Below are 17138 nucleotides of genomic sequence, written 5' to 3' on the forward strand. Positions count from 1 at the left end.
TTATGCCAGTCTGTATCCTTACGATTCTCGGATCACATATCCAACCCCACGGACAGTTGTGATCAGCTTGATCCCAAACCGGTCATCAATCTTCGTACGAAGATAACGGACATATACGTCTATGATATTTGTCTCACCGACATACTCATAACCACAGACAATATTCATCAGCTTTTCCCGATCCATGACGATATTCTTATTCTCCATCAGCGTATGCAGCAGTTCAAATTCCCGATTGGTAAGCTCCACCGGTTCTCCCGCCACCATAACCTCATGCCGGTCAGTATCCAGGCTGACTCCATGGATCTCTAGCTTATGTGTCTCCTGCCGGTCTGTGCTTTTCCGCTTCAGCGCTACACGGATACGAGCCAGAAGTTCTTCGATCGCAAATGGCTTCGTAATGTAATCATCCGCTCCCGCATCCAGCCCGGACACCTTGTCCATTACCGCATCCCTTGCAGTAAGCAGCAGGATCGGTACATTATTTCCTTCTTTACGAATACGGCGAAGAACCTCCAGACCATTTAGCCTTGGAAGCATAACATCCAGCACGATCAGGTCAGCATGTTCTGATAGTGCCAGATCCAGACCTGTCCGCCCGTCAAATGCCTTTATTACTTCATAGCCTTCATGAACCAATTCCAGCTCTACAAATCTGGCAATCTTTTCTTCATCCTCTACAATCAAAATCTTCCGGCTCATCTCTACTCCTTGTTGTGACGATTTATTTTAAGGGAGTATCTTGAGTACCTATGTCCCTTAAAATAAATCTGTGTATTGTAAATTAATCTCTCACATTAGTTCTTGTTAATGTCTGTCTTAATAGTTTCTACCGTATCCGCAACCTTGTCACAGGCACTGTTCAAATCTACATTGATATTATCGATTCCTGCGAAATGGTATCTGCATTCACAGAATAAACCGACCACTAATAATGGAATCGTGATCCAGAATGCGAAGATGATCGCAAGTATCAATACCAGAACAGGTACATTCACCATAGTGCTGCCGCGTCTTTCTATGATGAACTTGGAATCCACGCTTTTCTTTAAAAGTCTTCCACACCAGGAAAAAAACTGATCCATCATCTGACCAAAGGTCTTTTTATTGCAGTCTCTGGTATATTCCTGCTGTGCCTGTTCGAATTCTGTTGATGTTTGCTGTGCCTGTTCCGTCGTGTAACTGGTTACCTCCGGTGCTTTCACCTTACCGTTCTTTTCCAGATAAATGATCGCATCCAGCACATCATAATTCGTTGCTTCCAAAGCTGCCTTGGCTTCTTCATAGCTGACACCTGTTTTTTCTCTTATCTTTTCTACTTTTTCTAAATTATCCATATCTTTTTCCTTCTTTCTCTATTCTCTCCTCAGCTGATGGTTTTACTATACCAGCCACGAATTAATCTAAAATAGGAGAAAGATTAAAATCAGATTAATAAATTAACCTTCTATTTCAATGCAGCTTTCTCGATCGAATAGCTTCCGATCAACTCATCATCTTCATCATAAACAGCAAATTCACCAGTCAGCGTTGTCATTGCTTTCACGTCGGACACGTCACAGAATAAGGTTGCATATGTATGCCCCATTGCATCTGCCACATAAGAAATTTCCTCTTCTTTTCCATTTACAAGAACTGTGTCAAATGTTGCCTGTATCTTTTTATCCGTTTTATTGTAAACCTCAAATGCCAGTACTTGTTCTGCGTCATCGCCATCACTGTCATTCTCAATTCCAATATAAGATACTGTAACCTTGTCATTATCAAGAATCGTTACAGCTCCCTCTTTTACGGTATATTCCTTTGTATCATCTTTTTCATTTGAAAGGGCAACGTCATCGATCTCATATGTACCGATCGTATAACCTTCCATGTCATCCACACATACAATACCAGTCAAAGCAGCCGGCGCTGCATCACAATCCACCAGACAAATCTGATCCTCACTTGTCTGTGCTTCCACATCCAGGCCAAACATTGGCTGAAGCGTCTCTCCATCAACCACTACATCACTGAAATACACATTTACCATCTGATCATCCGATTTATTTGTAATCGTAAACATCATTCCATGAACTTCCGGATCATATCCATTATATACCAGTGCAATCTGATCATTATCCAGCACTTCTACTGCAACCGTTCCATCCTCTGCCGTTGTTATCTCTTCGGAGGTCTGCTGCTTTTTATCTCCGCATCCGGATACAAGCCCTGCCAGAATACACAAACCTGCCGCCAGAATACAATGTCCTCTTTTCATAATCATTTATCCTCCACATTTCTTTCAAAACCAGAACCCATCCGCTTTATCCTTAACCGATGCGCCCTATTATAAAACAAAACCGCACCCCGTATATCCCAGGCAGTCACCATAACCCGGTACAAACACAGGTTCTGGTTCGTTGCTTACACACAATAAGGATATACAGTGTGCAGTTTCATTATTTTTTATTCTTCCGTCTTCTGTTCGTCTAAAACTGTAATGTCAATACCAAGCTCTTTGAGCTGAGCCTCATCCACATAGTCCGGAGCATTTGTCATCAGGCAGGATGCATCCTTTACCTTAGGAAATGCGATCACATCACGGATAGAATCCTGTTTTGCCATAAGCATGACCAGACGATCCAGACCATAAGCCAGTCCTGCGTGAGGTGGTACTCCATATTTGAATGCGTCTAACAGGAAACCAAATCTTTCATACGCCTGTTCCCTTGTAAATCCAAGACATTCAAACATCTTCTCCTGAATATCATCCTGATGGATTCTGACAGATCCACCACCAATCTCGTTACCATTTAATACGATATCATAGGCCTTTGCACGAACCTTACCCGGATCTGTATCAATGATCGCCAGATCCTCTTCCATCGGCATAGTAAATGGGTGGTGCATAGCTGTGAAACGGTTCTGTTCATCTGACCACTCAAGAAGTGGAAATTCTGTGATCCATACGAATTCAAATACATTCTTGTCAAGCAGTCCCATCTGGTCTGCAAGGTGGCAGCGGAGTGCTCCAAGTGTATCCCATACAACCTTGTTCTTATCTGCTGCAAATAACAGCAAGTCTCCCGGTTCACCGGAAAGTGCTGCTACGATATTGTTCATCTCATCTTCAGTCATAAACTTTGCAAAAGATGACTTGTAAGTGCCATCTTCATTAATGGCAATATATGCAAGACCTTTTGCTCCGTATGTCTTTGCAAATTCAACCAGAGCATCAATCTTCTTACGAGGCATTGTTCCCTGTCCCTTTGCATTGATACCACGGACAGATCCGCCATTTTCAAGTGCACCTGTAAATACGCCGAATCCACAGCCCTTAACAACTTCGCTGATATCCTTTAATTCCATACCAAAACGAAGATCCGGCTTATCAGAACCGAAACGGTTCATTGCTTCGATCCATGTCATACGGCGGATTGGAAGTTTTACATCTACATCCAGAATCTCCTTGAATAATTTTGCAAGAAGTCTTTCATTTACATCAATAACGTCATCCACATCTACGAAGGATAACTCCATATCCATCTGTGTGAACTCCGGCTGTCTGTCTGCACGAAGATCCTCATCACGGAAACATCTTGCGATCTGGAAATAACGGTCATAACCGGAGCACATCAGAAGCTGCTTGTAGATCTGTGGAGACTGTGGTAATGCATAGAATGTACCCGGATGGATACGGCTTGGTACGAGATAATCTCTTGCGCCCTCCGGTGTTGACTTACATAACATAGGTGTCTCAATCTCAAGGAAACCTTCATTTGCCATGAACTGTCTGGCAATAGTCATAACCTTGCTCTTCATAACCAGATTTCTCTGAAGATCCGGTCTTCTCAGATCCAGATATCTGTATTTCAAACGTAATTCTTCTTTTGTCTTGCTGTTCTCTTCGATCGGGAATGGAGGTGTCTCGGCCTCTGATAAGATACGAAGGGAAGTTGCCACAACTTCAATATCTCCGGTTGTCAGATTCTCATTTACTGCACCGGCACGCTTGCAGACGGTACCTTCGATCGCTGCTACAAACTCACTCTTAAGCTTTGTTGCTTTCTCAAAGCACTCGCTTCCGCATTTGGATTCCTCAAATATGATCTGAAGAATACCGCTTCTGTCTCTGAGATCGACAAATATGATTCCACCTTTATTTCTGCTCTTCTGAACCCAGCCCATTACGGTTACTTTCTGTCCTTCAAGAGCGTTTGAAACCTCTGCACATCTGTGGGAACGCTTCAATCCCTGCATTGATTCTGCCATTTTTCTATATCCTCCTATGGTTCTTATCTTTCTTCTAATACACTTGCAAGCTGATCCAGCGCAATCTCGGTCTGCTCGCCCGTTTCCATATTCTTGATACGACCGGTATTGGTCTCTAATTCATTATCACCAATAATGATCGTGTATCTCGCATTTAATTTATTTGCATATTTCATCTGCGCCTTTACGCTTCGATTCATGTAATCTGTCTCTACGATATAACCGGCCAGACGAAGATCATATACCAGCTTGTACGCTTTTGCCTTTGCGGAATCACCCATGATGCCGACATATAAATCAATCGGTTTTTCCGGCGCGAGATTGATATTTTCTTTCTCAAGGAAATACAAGATTCTTTCAATTCCCATACCGAATCCAACAGATGGCTGTGCCTCTTTTCCATCAATCTCATATACCAGATTGTCATATCTTCCCCCACCGCATAAGGTGAAGCCCTCTTTATTTACGAATTCAAATACTGTCTTTGTATAGTAATCCAGGCCACGAACGATTCCGGTGTCAACCTCAAATGGAATCTCAAGCTCTGTCAGAAGTCTCTGAAGCTCCTTGAAATGAGCATCGCATTCTTCACACAGATAATCAATTGTTCTTGGAGCATCCTTTACGATCGCCTTACAACCCGGCTCTTTACAGTCGATTACACGAAGCGGATTCTTAACCATACGCTCTTTACAGGTATTGCAGAGTCCTTCTTCATGACCTTTCAGATAAGAAATCAGTGCATCATTGTACACTTTCTTACATTTTGGACATCCGATACTGTTGATATGCAGTTTTGCATCTGACAGACCAATCTGTTTGATGAGAGTTGATACCAGTGTCATAACCTCTACTTCTGCCATTGGATTTGGAGATCCGACAAACTCAACGCCAAACTGGTGATGCTGACGAAGTCTTCCGCTTTCCGGCTTCTCATAACGGAACGCCGGCGTGATATAGAACATCTTAATTGGCTGTGGTTCTGCATATAATTTATTCTCAACATAAGCACGGATCGCACCTGCTGTACCTTCCGGCTTCAATGTGATACTTCTTCCACCTTTATCAACAAAGGTGTACATTTCCTTCTGTACTACATCGGTTGTCTCTCCAACACCACGCTGGAACAGCACCGTATGCTCAAATACAGGTGTGATTACTTCCTTTATATTGAATTTCTCACACAGATTTCTCGCCATTGCTTCTACCTGTGTACGTGTTCTCATCTTGTCACCGAACCAGTCACTGGTTCCTCTTGGTGCCTGGGTTATCATATTCCATCCTCCATCTATTGTTCATATTTTTATACTATACATCAACTGATCCGTGATTCATAGCTCCCTTTTAAAATTAACTGAATCTCATCTAAAATATCAGTTGTATTTATAATTCTCTGAAATGCGAGAAATACTTTCATGTCAAAATGCCGCACCTCATCGATCACCATCAATAATGCGATCTTGGGTTCAAATGCTTTCCGGTATGCACGGTCACTGATCAGCGCGACAAATACATCACACACACGAATAATCCTTGCTCCGATCGGGATCTCCTCTCCCTGAAGACAGTACGGATAACCGGAACCATCATAGTTCTCGTGATGATACAGAATAATATCTGCAATATCATCCCCGTAGCCTTCTTGCCTTGCGATATCTGCCCCAAGCTTCGCATGAAGTCTCACATACCGCATTTCCTCAATCTTCATGGAATTGCCACGGCCATATATATACGGTGTGATGCGGAGCTTTCCGATATCATGGATCATACCGGCAACTGCGATCTTATGAATCTCTTCTTCCGGGAGCCCCAGTCTCTGGCAAGCTCCGAAGACAACCGGCTGACACACATTCCATGACGGATGGCATCATCCAGATCCTGTTCATAGTATTCTGTTTCTTTATCTGTGTCTAAGTTTATAACTTTATCTGTCATTTTGCAAACGCCTGCTTTTTTCTGTCAATCATTTCATCAATTCTTGCGATATAATCGTCTACACTCTTACAATTTTCCACACGGTCGATCCGGTTTCCTGTGATCGTCTCTCCTGTAACCGGGTCCAGATCTCCCTCCCGGCGGATCAGCTTGCTGGAGCTTCCCGCACCGATTCCTATAATGTCTGTCCGTTCTTCCATAATCAGAATATTATAGAGACATTCCAGTCCATGTCTTGCATATCCGACATTTTCCAGATTTCCCGCCATATTCTTCTGTCTGTACAGATAATATGGTGCAAGTCCCAGTTCTTCTGCGGCCTGTCCAACCAGTGACAACTGCTCATCCACATCACCTGCAAAGCTGTATTTGTCCATCTCCTGTTTCAGATGCGCTGCCCGTTTGATCGCAAGTGTGTGAACCGTAAGGCTCTCCGGTGCAAGCTTCTTCACCTTTTCCAGTGTCCGCTTCACCATCTCTGCATCTTCACCCGGAAGACCTACGATCAAGTCCATATTGATATTGTCAAAGCCAGCTTCTCTGGCTCTCATAAATGCTTCTTCTGCCTGCTCCGGTGTATGTGCTCTTCCGATCAGCTTCAGTGTCTCTCCATTCATCGTCTGCGGATTGATACTGATACGATCAACGCCATGCGCTTTCATCACCTGCAGCTTATCTGCTGTCGTACTGTCCGGACGACCTGCTTCGATCGTATATTCCCGAACCTGCGACAAATCAAAATGCTTCTCGATCATGCTGCACAGACGATCCATCTGCTCTGCACTGATCGAAGACGGCGTACCGCCACCAATATAAATGGATGCCAGTTTCTTCTCGGTATAACTTTCCGCAATATACTCCATTTCCTTTTCCATTGTATCCAGATAAGCATCGACCTTATCCTTATAAACACCGATCGGATAAGAGGTAAAGGAGCAGTACAGACATCTCGTCGGACAAAACGGTATGCCGATATACAGGCAGTATTCATTTCGCTCATCGATCGTCTCGATAATTGCTTTCTCACGTCTGGCGATCTTCACACAGGCTTCTGCCTTTTCCCGGCTTGCCACATAAGTTTCCTGATACAGCTTTTGTATCTCCTCATCTGTACATCCACGTTCTACCGCTTCCATTGCAATCTTCACCGGACGTACGCCGGTCAGACTACCCCATGGCAGAACTCTTCCGGTTCTCTCTGACAACATCCGGTACATGGCACGCTTCAGAACATTACGGAATATCTTTCTGTCATGATAATCCTGATCGATCACGATATCCGGTTTTCCACAGACTTCTCTCGCAGACCAGTCCTGCTGTTTATCCTCAGAAGCTCCTTCTGATTTCACATCCAGACCGCCATCCTTCATCCAGATCTTTGTCTGACCTTCTGCAAATTCTGCCACAAGGGTTGCAGCAACATCTGCCCCAAGTTCAGGCTTCTTTTCTATATTCTCCGGTGTGATGATCTTCACACCCATGTAAAACGCCATGAGGATCACTCTCAGGTCATTATTATAATCTTCTACATTCTGAATCAGACAAATCATGTCAACCAAGTTCCTTATCGTTATTTATGAAAAAAATGGATTGCATTTTCTTTCTCTGCCAATCCTTGAAGTTCCGTTATGTCCCGGATACACAGCTGTTTCCTCCGGTAATACAAGAAGCTTCGTCTCGATCGCCTCTAACAGAGCCTGTTCATTTCCGGTTGGAAAATCCGATCTGCCAACTGACGATGCAAATAATGTATCTCCGGTAAACAGCAGATGTTCTTCTGCGAAATAATAACACATGCCACCTATCGTATGTCCCGGCACACTGATACACCGTACCACAGTTCCTAGAACTGCAACCTCCTGTCCATCCTGCAGATAAATATCCGCTGATGTTTCAAGCGGATGACCAAACACCGCAGACAGATTTCCTGTCCTGCTCTCAAGCACCTGCTTCTCGTCCTCGGAAGCATATGCCTTTACTCCTGTCAGTTTTCTCAGATCATCCAATGCTCCGATATGATCATAATGTCCATGTGTCAGGAAGATTCCTACACAGGCAAGTCCTGCATCTGTCAGACTCCTATAAATAAAATCTGCATTATCTGCCGGATCAACTACGATTGCTTCCTTTGTTTCTTTATTACTTACGATATAACAATTGGTTCCCAAATCACCCAACTGATATAATTTCACTTCTAATTCTGCCATCCGGATCTCCTATCCCACTGTTCTCTCTATATCAATAATGCTCTCCACATTTCGTATCTTTGCAATGATCGTATTCAACTGGTCAACCGATTTGATCGAGAAGCTGATCGTGATTGTTGCCTTACCCTGCTTGCTTGTACGGCTGTTAATACTGTTTACACTGATATTTGCCTCACTTAAGATTTTCGTTATATCAAAGAGGATTCCGCTTCTGTCATCCGCATAGATATTGATTTCTGTAAGGTAAGTATTCTCTGCAACTGCATCCTGCTGCCATTCCGCATCAATGATCCTGTTTCTGTCTTCCTCGCTCATACAGAGCACATTAACACAGTCTGTACGATGGATCGAGATGCCTCGTCCTCTGGTGATAAATCCGATGATCTCATCACCCGGTACCGGTGAACAGCATTTGGAGAAACGAACCGCTACATCATCTGCACCCTTTACGATGATTCCACCCTGTCCGTGGGAGGAATGCGGTGCCCGCTTCAGTGCATATGCCTCCAGAATTTCCTTGTCATCCGGCTGTTCCGTATGATCCTTGTTGTATTCCTCGATCAGCTTGTTGACAACCTGACCTTCCTTGATTCCCCCATGACCAACAGCCGCCATTGTAGCTTCCCAGTCATTGAAATTATATTTTTTATAGACACGTTCCTGATATTCCGGCTTGGAATACAGGGAGTAATCCAGTCCCTTTGATTTACAGTATGCAAGGATCAGTTCCTTACCGCGGCTGATGTTCTCATCCTTAAACTGATGCTTGAACCACTGATTGATCTTCGTCTTTGCCTGTGCACTCTTTACGATATTCAGCCAGTCTCTTGATGGTCCTGCCGAATTCTGGGATGTTATGATCTCTACCCGGTCACCATTATTTAACTTGGTATCGATCGGAACCTGTCTTCCGTTAATCCGCGCACCCACCATCTTATTACCGACTGCCGTATGAATGGCATAAGCAAAATCGATCGGTGTCGATCCACTTGGCAGATTCTTGACATCACCTGCCGGTGTAAAGCAATATACCTGTTCTGCAAACAGATCCAGGTCTGTCTTAACGAAGTTCATGAACTCCTTATTATCTGAAGTATCTCTCTGCCACTCCAGAATCTGACGAAGCCATGATAACTTCTCCTCTTCCTTCTGCATAACCGTACCGGTTATGTTCTCTTTATATTTCCAGTGTGCAGCAATACCATATTCAGCCGTCCGGTGCATCTCAAATGTACGGATCTGTATTTCAAATGGCTGTCCCTCCGGTCCGATCAGTGTTGTATGAAGGGACTGATACATATTGGACTTTGGCATTGCGATATAATCTTTAAAACGTCCCGGAATCGGCTTGTACATCTCATGGATGATTCCCAGTGCCGAATAACAGTCCCGGACGGTCTCCACTTTAATCCGGACTGCAAAAATATCATAAATCTGATCCAGTGTCTTGTTCTGGTTCTTCATCTTCTTATAAATACTGAACAGATGCTTTACACGACCGTCGATCTCTGCATCCAGATGCGCATTGTCAATATGCTTCTTTACATCCGCAACGATACGTTTGATATAGGCTTCCCTTTCATGCATTCTCGCATCGATCTGTGCTGTCAGATCCTTATATACCTCCGGCATCAGATACTTCATGGACAGGTCATCCAGTTCTACCTTGATCTTGCTGATACCAAGACGATGTGCGATTGGTGCATAGATATCCATTGTTTCACGCGCTTTTTCCACCTGTTTCGCAGGAGACTGATACTGTAAGGTTCTTAAGTTATGCAGTCTGTCTGCCAGCTTGATCAGGATAACGCGAATATCCTTTGCCATCGATAAGAACATTTTTCTCAGGTTTTCTGCCTGTACCTCAATCTTATCCGTTGTCATCTTCAACTGGGTCAGTTTGGTAACACCTTCCACCAGAAATGCCACTTCTTCCGAGAACTCTGCTGCAATCTCCTCTGAAGTCATGACCGTATCTTCTACTACATCATGAAGGATTCCGGCAACGATCGTCTCCTTATCCAGCTCCAGTTCTGCAAGAATAATAGCAACACAGAGTGGATGCATGATATATGGCTCTCCCGACTTACGAAGCTGTCCTTCATGTGCCTTGGATGCCACCTTATATGCCTTCTCAATCATCGAAATATCTGTTGATGGATGATAGGTCAGGATCTTTTTGATCAGCTCCTTATACAGATCCTCCGGCGGAGTAAAATCCGCAGGTGTAGACAGATCGATATCCCGTTTTTCCCGCATTGGTTTATTCTCCATTGCACCCGCCTTTGCCGCAAGCTCTTTTAATTCATCCATGCTTCCTGCTTTATCTTTTACGTTTTCCATGATCTTCACCACTTTTCCCAATTCGAATTTTTCTGTCTTATTCTTCGATCATCACGGTAGCCGTCCGATTCCATCCACATACAGATACCGGCTCTTTTTCCGCATAAATCATATGATCATTTTTATTTGCCATCATAGCAGATAACAGACGCTACATCATATTTGGCAAGCCTCTCTCTGCCCTTTAAACCTGCAAGTTCGATCAAGAATATGATCTTTACCACTTTACCGCCAAGTTCTTCAACCAGCCTTGCAGCGGCTTCCATGGTTCCTCCGGTTGCAATCAGATCATCTACAAGGACAACCTTCTGTCCCGGTTTGATCGCATCCTTATGCATCTCGATCGTTGCACTGCCATATTCCAGATCATAAGATGCTTCAATCGTCTCCCTTGGTAACTTGCCTTTCTTTCTTACCAATGCAAATCCTTTTCCATTCTTATATGCAAGTGGTGTTCCAAAGATAAAGCCTCTGGACTCTGCTCCGGCTACTACGTCATAATCTACGCCTTCAAGCAGGTCATCTAATGAATCAATCGCCAGCTTCAATCCATCCGGATCTCCGATCACGCTTGTAATATCTCTGAAAATAATTCCCGGTTCCGGAAAATCCGGTATACTTGTAACGTATTCTTCTATCTTTTTCATAATCTTCCTCCTGCATATATATGTATATTCTACAATTATTTACATTTTCCTTTTCTGCCCACATGATATCAAACTATCAGCAAAGCCTTTATTACTCATGTTTCCGATATTCCAGCAACCGGATCTGCAAAGTTCTTCTTCCAGCAAATTCATTGATATCCGGATAATAGACAACATCCAACACCACATGACTGGGCATTCCTTTTAGTATTTTATCACATTCATTTGTTCCAAACCACTGTTTTATGTTAGAAATAAACACTTCCGGGTCAAAACTTATGCCCTCGATCGTACCGCCGTTCTCCATCAGGAACGAAACCCGCAGAACATTCTGTCTTTTTCCCATAATCCTTGCGCTTTTTACACGCACACCACTCTGTGCAAATACCGGCTTCTCGTTGCCTTTTCCAAATGGCTCCAGAACCTCCAGTTCTTCGGTCAGTGGAATAGTTACATAATCGAGCGGCATCGGCACATCAATCCGGAGCTTCGGTGTCAGAAGTTTTTCGTCAAGCGTACAATTCGCGTTCATTTTTTCCCGAAGCCTGGCCAGATTCCGTTTCTCCATGGAAAAGCCCGCTGCCATCTCATGTCCTCCGAACTTCGTGAAATAATCACTGCATTTATTGATCTCATCATACATATTATAGCCTTCGATCGAACGACCGGAGCCCTTGATGATTCCTTCTTCTTCGCTGTCCGTAAATAACAGCACCGGACGATAATACCGTTCCTTGATCCTGCCTGCGATAATCCCGACCAGACTTTCATGCAGTTTCGGGATATACATAACAAGTACCCGGTCCGACAATGCCGCAACTCCTGTCTCCGGAACTGCCCCCATAAGCAGATGATCCGAAGTTTCAATCAGCCCGATTGCCGTTTTTGTTCCCTGCTCTGTCATATCTTTTCGGGTATTATTGATATTTAACAGCTCAATCGCACGCTCATTTGCCTTAAAGCTGTCTGTTTCAAGCAGGAATTCCAGGCTGGTCTTCGCATCTCCAAGTCTGCCCGCTGCATTGATACACGGTCCAATGATAAATCCCAGATCAAATGCTGACAGCTTCTTACCATCCCTGCCGCTGTTTGTGATCAGTGCCTTCAAACCATAATTACTACTGTCAGATAACCGGTGAAGTGCCTCTCTTACAATGATACGGTTCTCATCTACCAGATTCATAACATCACAGACGGTTGCAATTCCAAGGATCTCTATAAATGCCTCACACTCCGCTTCCGGTATCCCGCACATCCGATATAACAACTGGATAAATTTGTATGCCACACCCGCTCCGCACAATTCCTTGCACGGATATTCACAGCCCGGCTGCTTGTGATCGATCACCGCATCCGCTTCCGGTACTTTGTATACCCGAATATCATTTTCATCTGTATCATATGGAATATCATGGTGATCCGTCACGATTACCCGCATCCCATATTCTTTTGCTTTTCTCACCGCATCAAATGCCGCAATCCCGTTATCACAGGTAATGATCATACTGACCTGATCGGCTGCCGCCGCATCTACCATACGGATATTGATTCCATATCCATCATAGATCCGGTGCGGAATATCATAATCGATCCCGTCTCCTGCAGGCGAACCATTTTCATGCTCCCACACACGCTGTAAGCCTTTATACAATATGTAGTTTGAACTTACACCATCCACATCATAATCCGAAATGATCCGTATCCGGTTCCGACTCCGGATCTCCTCCAGCATAAGGCCGCAGCCCTTCTCCATATTCTTCATCATCGCAGGATCATGCAGCCGGTCAAGCCCCCCATTCAGATAGGTATCAATCTCTTCATCTGTTATCACATCCCGGTTCCGAATCACCCTTGCAGTTACCGGATCAATATGAAAACGCTCTGCGATCCCAAAGAAATCAGCCCGCTTTCCATACATTGTCCACACCATATCATATTTTATCGGAGGTTTTATCTCTGTTGCCATTTACTCTTACTCCCATCCATATCTATTCTTCCGCTATTCCTGATCGCAAAGGAATTATACACCAGTAAAAAATCGACCGTCAACTTCTTACATTCCGCCGCATTGCTGTAATACCGTAATTTACCTTTCAGGTTGTGTTCTTATACACCTCACAGGTTGTTTATTTGTTTTTTTATTCAAAATATAATGTAGTTTGGAGGTATTTTTATGGAGAACTTATACGCACAGATCGGTCAGAGGATCGTACAGATCCGGCGCTCAAATAACCTTACGCAGTACCAGCTTGCAGAGATGCTCGATATCTCTGTCAAACATTGCAGCGCCATAGAACGGGGAAAATCCAGTCTGTCCCTTGAAAAAATGATTGATTTCTGTGATCATTTCGGCGTAGATCTTGATTATCTGATCCGCGGGATCAAAAAATCGGATACAATTTTATCCTGCATTCCACATACCGTAGTCGAGGTCATGACTTCTGACGACGAAAAAAGGAAGCAATTATTTATAGAATACATAGAAATGTTCAATTCCATTTCCAATTCTGATTAACAGCTATTCCTATTGATATAATGGCATATTTCCATATCATAACAAAAAACGAATCTGAAAGCCTTTTGCTTACAGGTTCGTTTTTTATATCTGTTATTTGAAATATTTGTTGATGATCTCGTTTGCCTTATCCGTATCATCTGTTACACAGTATACAACATAATTTCCGTCCTCTTTTATGATCGCCTTGTCAAGACGTCCGGTTTCGGATGGCTTGTAATCTGCATATGATGTTGTCTGTTTTTCTTTTCTGTCTTCACAGGCTGTTTTTACCTTGTCAGCCGCATCTGAATCTGCTGCCTCGAATACTGCAATCTCCTCAGCAGTTGCTCCGGTCGATACGATTATCACGCTGTCTTTTACGCTGTCTGCATCAATTCCGTAATATGTGAGTGCCATGCCTGTATCAAGCTCTGAAAGCGTATCTTCAAATGTCAGCCCGCTCTTCAGTTCATTTGCCATGTCCTTAACATTTATATTCAGGTCTTCCTTTGAACCACCTGCTCCACCAACCGTTGTTCCACAGCCTGCAAGCATTCCTGCCAGGCTAAAAATTGCACATAACTTTACTAATTTCTTCATCTTGTTTATTCTCTCCTGTTACTTCTGTCTGATACTGTTATGATGATCCGAATATCTCTATCCGGACATTTACTTCTTTATATATACATTCTGTCGGATGTAATCCAGCCATTTCTCGCAATATTCCTGATTGCAATGTCGTCCATCGGTACTGGCATCTGCCGGGAGAACTCCGTCTACCGTCACACTGCTTGCAACATCCAGATAAATGATATCGCCATAATCCTTACACATCCGTTTCAACAGCTTGTTGAATGCCTTAATGTTGGAGTTATTATAAATCTCATCTTCATCTGATAAAGCCTTGGATACCGGAAGAATATTCTCAACATAGATCGTTGCATTTGGCTGTATCTCTCTTATTGCATCAATAAATGCTTTATAGTCTTCAATGAATACATCCTCATAGATCCATCCAAGCTCGTTAACACCAAATGAAATGTATATATTCTCATAATCCTTCTGCTTCAGCGCTTCCAGTGCCGTCAACATTCCGTCACTTGTAGAAACGATCGGCTCTGTCATGACCTTTTCGATATTCAGCCCCTTGGAGCAGAACGCGTCCAGATTCGACATTCCGGTATAAAGACTAAGTCCCTCGGTTCTTGAATCACCGATCAGTACCGCTGTATCAAAATAAGCATCATCCGTTACATTTCCCGGCGTATACAGTTTCTTATCGTACCAGTCATTTCCCTTAGATGATGTATCCGGGTCCTTGATATTCACATATTTTACTGTTGAACCACCTTCTTCGGATGATGCGGCAGTCGTTGTTTCTTCCGTTTCCGATGCTTCCGTTGTTACCTTTTCCGTAGTCGGTTTCTCTGTTGTCGCTGCTTCCGTTGTTATCTTCTCCGTCGTTTTTTCCTCGGAAGCCTCCTCCGATGCATCCGATCCGGTCGCAACATTTTCTATCTGATGGTCATTTCCATTTTCTCTGTCAAAGTTCCATATATCCTGTCTGTATCTTGTCGCAAATATCACTATTGAACATACCAGAAATACGGCAGCCACACTGCTGATCTTTATCTTATCGCACCGCTCACTTTTTATCCTGGTGCTATATCTTTTCTCATTGTCCATTCTCTTGTTCATTCCTCTTTTTGCATTACATTTTATAAAAGGAAAGGGTCTTATCCCGTTAGCTTCGATTATAACATACCACTTTACATAAGTGTACAGATTTTGAAATTTCTACATAATTCGCAGTTTTAGTCGTTTTTCGACTTTTCTGATTGTTGAAATTAACAAATCTTGTTTCATTTTTATGGACACTTTTTAACTTAAGTGTTACTATTCTATTAGATTTTTGAGATGGGTCTGTTTTCGCACTTACACATACATAATATTATCTTGCAGACTTTTTCCGTTTTATGTATCTTAAATACAAATACTTATCACTTTATATGGGAGGCTACTATGAGTTTTAGCGCAAAAAACTATGATTTTAAAGGCGAAACCTGTATCGAACTTATCGCAGGAGATTTTCGTGCATTGATCGCACCTTTTAACGGAAGTAATGTAATGAAGCTGGAAAACACAGCTCTTAATATTGATATCTTAAGAAATGATCTGTCACTTTCACCGGAAGAACTGAAGGCTGCTGCCGAGGTATACGGTATGCCTACTTTATATCTTCCAAACAGATTATCTCATGGAGATCTGAAAACCTCAGATGCCATGTATCATTTCCCTTGCAACGATCCGCTGGGCAACCATCTGCATGGTTTTCTTCACAAACGCTACCATACAATTGATGACATGTATGTAGAGGGTGAAAGTGCTGTTGCAAAGACTTCTTATGTATATGATGAAAATGATGAATTTTTCGAAACTTTTCCTGTCAGCTTCAAGGCAGAATTTGTCTTTACACTGACAGCAGACGGACTGGATTATTCCTTTACACTGACTAACCTTTCCAAGGTTCAGATGCCTTATGGTGTATGTAACCATATCGCATTCAAAGCACCGTTTACAAATGGCGGAAGCGGCGCAAATGTGCGTCTGCAGGTTCCGATCGGTGACAAATGGGAACTCAGCGACACCTGTATTCCAACCGAGAAAACACTGCCGCTTACCAGATATGATATGATGTACAAAGAGGGTGACATGGTTCCTGTTCTTCAGGACATCGACAACGACCTCTATACCGCGGAGATAAATGAATTAGACGGCAAGCCATTCTATGGCGTCATCGTAACCGATAAAGTTACAGGCGTCCGTATCTGCTACGAAGTATGTGATGTCATGAAATACTGGATCATGTGGAATGATCACGGCATGAAAGAATTCTTCTGTCCGGAACCTATGAGCTGGAACATTGATGCTCCAAACCTTTCCGGTGATCCTGCCGTAACCGGCTACACCGAACTGGCTCCCGGCGAATCCAAAACCGTAACCGAGCGAATCTTTGTCCGGTAGAAAATAGCTGAAGTTACATAACAGAAGAAAATAGTTTATAATAAAGCATTAACTTTATATCTATCATCATACACAGGTTTGACAGTAAAAAAAGACATATATATTCCTGTAGCAGACCTCTTTTCACGTCGGTACTTAATGAACCGCAAAAGCGGTGAATTTAGAACCGTTACATGAAAATAGAACGAAAGTGTTCTGCGAAAGGAATGATATATGTCTCTTTTTATTGTC

16 protein-coding genes are annotated in these 17138 nt (G+C 43.1%); 2 read left to right on the forward strand and 14 right to left on the reverse strand.

The window, feature by feature from the left end; genetic code table 11:
• Positions 1-18: 18 nt before the first annotated feature.
• The 12 genes from DXA07_RS00660 to recJ all read right to left on the reverse strand — a co-directional run bounded on the left by DXA07_RS00660 (position 19) and on the right by recJ (position 13352).
• Positions 19-702 (reverse strand): response regulator transcription factor, encoded by a 684-nt coding sequence (locus DXA07_RS00660; RefSeq protein WP_117807856.1) that lies wholly within the window; start codon positions 700-702, stop codon positions 19-21.
• Between the two features lie 95 nt (positions 703-797).
• The gene (locus tag DXA07_RS00665; protein WP_117807858.1) at positions 798-1337 is read right to left on the reverse strand and encodes a DUF4342 domain-containing protein; all 540 of its coding nucleotides are present in this window, start codon (positions 1335-1337) and stop codon (positions 798-800) included.
• A gap of 110 nt (positions 1338-1447) precedes the next feature.
• Entirely contained in the window at positions 1448-2260 is an 813-nt protein-coding gene (locus DXA07_RS00670; protein ID WP_117807860.1) for a hypothetical protein, read from the reverse strand.
• Between the two features lie 188 nt (positions 2261-2448).
• Entirely contained in the window at positions 2449-4254 is a 1806-nt protein-coding gene (gene aspS, locus DXA07_RS00675) for an aspartate--tRNA ligase (protein ID WP_117807862.1), read from the reverse strand.
• A 23-nt stretch (positions 4255-4277) separates the two neighbouring features.
• Entirely contained in the window at positions 4278-5528 is a 1251-nt protein-coding gene (gene hisS, locus DXA07_RS00680; RefSeq protein ID WP_117807864.1) for a histidine--tRNA ligase, read from the reverse strand.
• A 41-nt stretch (positions 5529-5569) separates the two neighbouring features.
• Positions 5570-6022, reverse strand: coding sequence for an HD domain-containing phosphohydrolase (locus DXA07_RS00685; RefSeq protein ID WP_243015391.1), 453 nt, complete (start codon positions 6020-6022; stop codon positions 5570-5572).
• Positions 6019-6189 (reverse strand): hypothetical protein, encoded by a 171-nt coding sequence (locus DXA07_RS13215; RefSeq protein ID WP_243015392.1) that lies wholly within the window; start codon positions 6187-6189, stop codon positions 6019-6021. The genes DXA07_RS00685 and DXA07_RS13215 overlap by 4 nt, the downstream gene beginning before the upstream one ends.
• A complete protein-coding gene (gene hemZ, locus DXA07_RS00690) occupies positions 6186-7739 on the reverse strand; it encodes a coproporphyrinogen dehydrogenase HemZ (RefSeq protein ID WP_117807868.1) in 1554 nt (517 codons plus the stop codon). The genes DXA07_RS13215 and hemZ overlap by 4 nt, the downstream gene beginning before the upstream one ends.
• 24 nt (positions 7740-7763) lie before the next feature.
• Positions 7764-8396, reverse strand: a complete 633-nt coding sequence (locus tag DXA07_RS00695) for an MBL fold metallo-hydrolase (RefSeq protein WP_117807870.1) — start codon at positions 8394-8396, stop codon at positions 7764-7766.
• A gap of 9 nt (positions 8397-8405) precedes the next feature.
• Complete coding sequence (locus DXA07_RS00700) at positions 8406-10670, reverse strand: bifunctional (p)ppGpp synthetase/guanosine-3',5'-bis(diphosphate) 3'-pyrophosphohydrolase (RefSeq protein WP_334296762.1); 2265 nt, start codon at positions 10668-10670, stop codon at positions 8406-8408.
• A gap of 191 nt (positions 10671-10861) precedes the next feature.
• On the reverse strand, positions 10862-11386 hold the full coding sequence (locus DXA07_RS00705) for an adenine phosphoribosyltransferase (protein WP_117807871.1): 525 nt from the start codon (positions 11384-11386) through the stop codon (positions 10862-10864).
• Between the two features lie 91 nt (positions 11387-11477).
• Positions 11478-13352 carry a single-stranded-DNA-specific exonuclease RecJ gene (recJ, locus tag DXA07_RS00710; protein ID WP_118482894.1) on the reverse strand — a complete coding sequence of 625 codons (1875 nt, stop codon included), beginning with the start codon at positions 13350-13352 and terminating at the stop codon, positions 11478-11480.
• Between the two features lie 207 nt (positions 13353-13559).
• Between recJ and DXA07_RS00715 the strand changes: the two genes are divergently transcribed.
• The gene (locus DXA07_RS00715; RefSeq protein WP_117807874.1) at positions 13560-13901 is read left to right on the forward strand and encodes a helix-turn-helix domain-containing protein; all 342 of its coding nucleotides are present in this window, start codon (positions 13560-13562) and stop codon (positions 13899-13901) included.
• Positions 13902-13994: 93 nt separating this feature from the next.
• On the opposite strand, the gene DXA07_RS00720 is transcribed toward DXA07_RS00715, so the two are convergent.
• Together DXA07_RS00720 and DXA07_RS00725 are read right to left on the reverse strand one after the other, a co-directional pair.
• Positions 13995-14483 (reverse strand): DUF4358 domain-containing protein, encoded by a 489-nt coding sequence (locus DXA07_RS00720; protein WP_117784610.1) that lies wholly within the window; start codon positions 14481-14483, stop codon positions 13995-13997.
• A gap of 69 nt (positions 14484-14552) precedes the next feature.
• Positions 14553-15569 carry a GDSL-type esterase/lipase family protein gene (locus DXA07_RS00725; RefSeq protein ID WP_182427497.1) on the reverse strand — a complete coding sequence of 339 codons (1017 nt, stop codon included), beginning with the start codon at positions 15567-15569 and terminating at the stop codon, positions 14553-14555.
• A gap of 336 nt (positions 15570-15905) precedes the next feature.
• Between DXA07_RS00725 and DXA07_RS00730 the strand changes: the two genes are divergently transcribed.
• Complete coding sequence (locus DXA07_RS00730; protein WP_118482898.1) at positions 15906-16907, forward strand: aldose 1-epimerase; 1002 nt, start codon at positions 15906-15908, stop codon at positions 16905-16907.
• Positions 16908-17138 lie beyond the last annotated feature (231 nt).

The sequence above is a fragment of the Clostridium sp. AM54-37XD genome (assembly GCF_003478225.1).
In the GTDB taxonomy this organism is placed as follows: Bacteria; Bacillota; Clostridia; order Lachnospirales; family Lachnospiraceae; genus Coprococcus; species Coprococcus ammoniilyticus.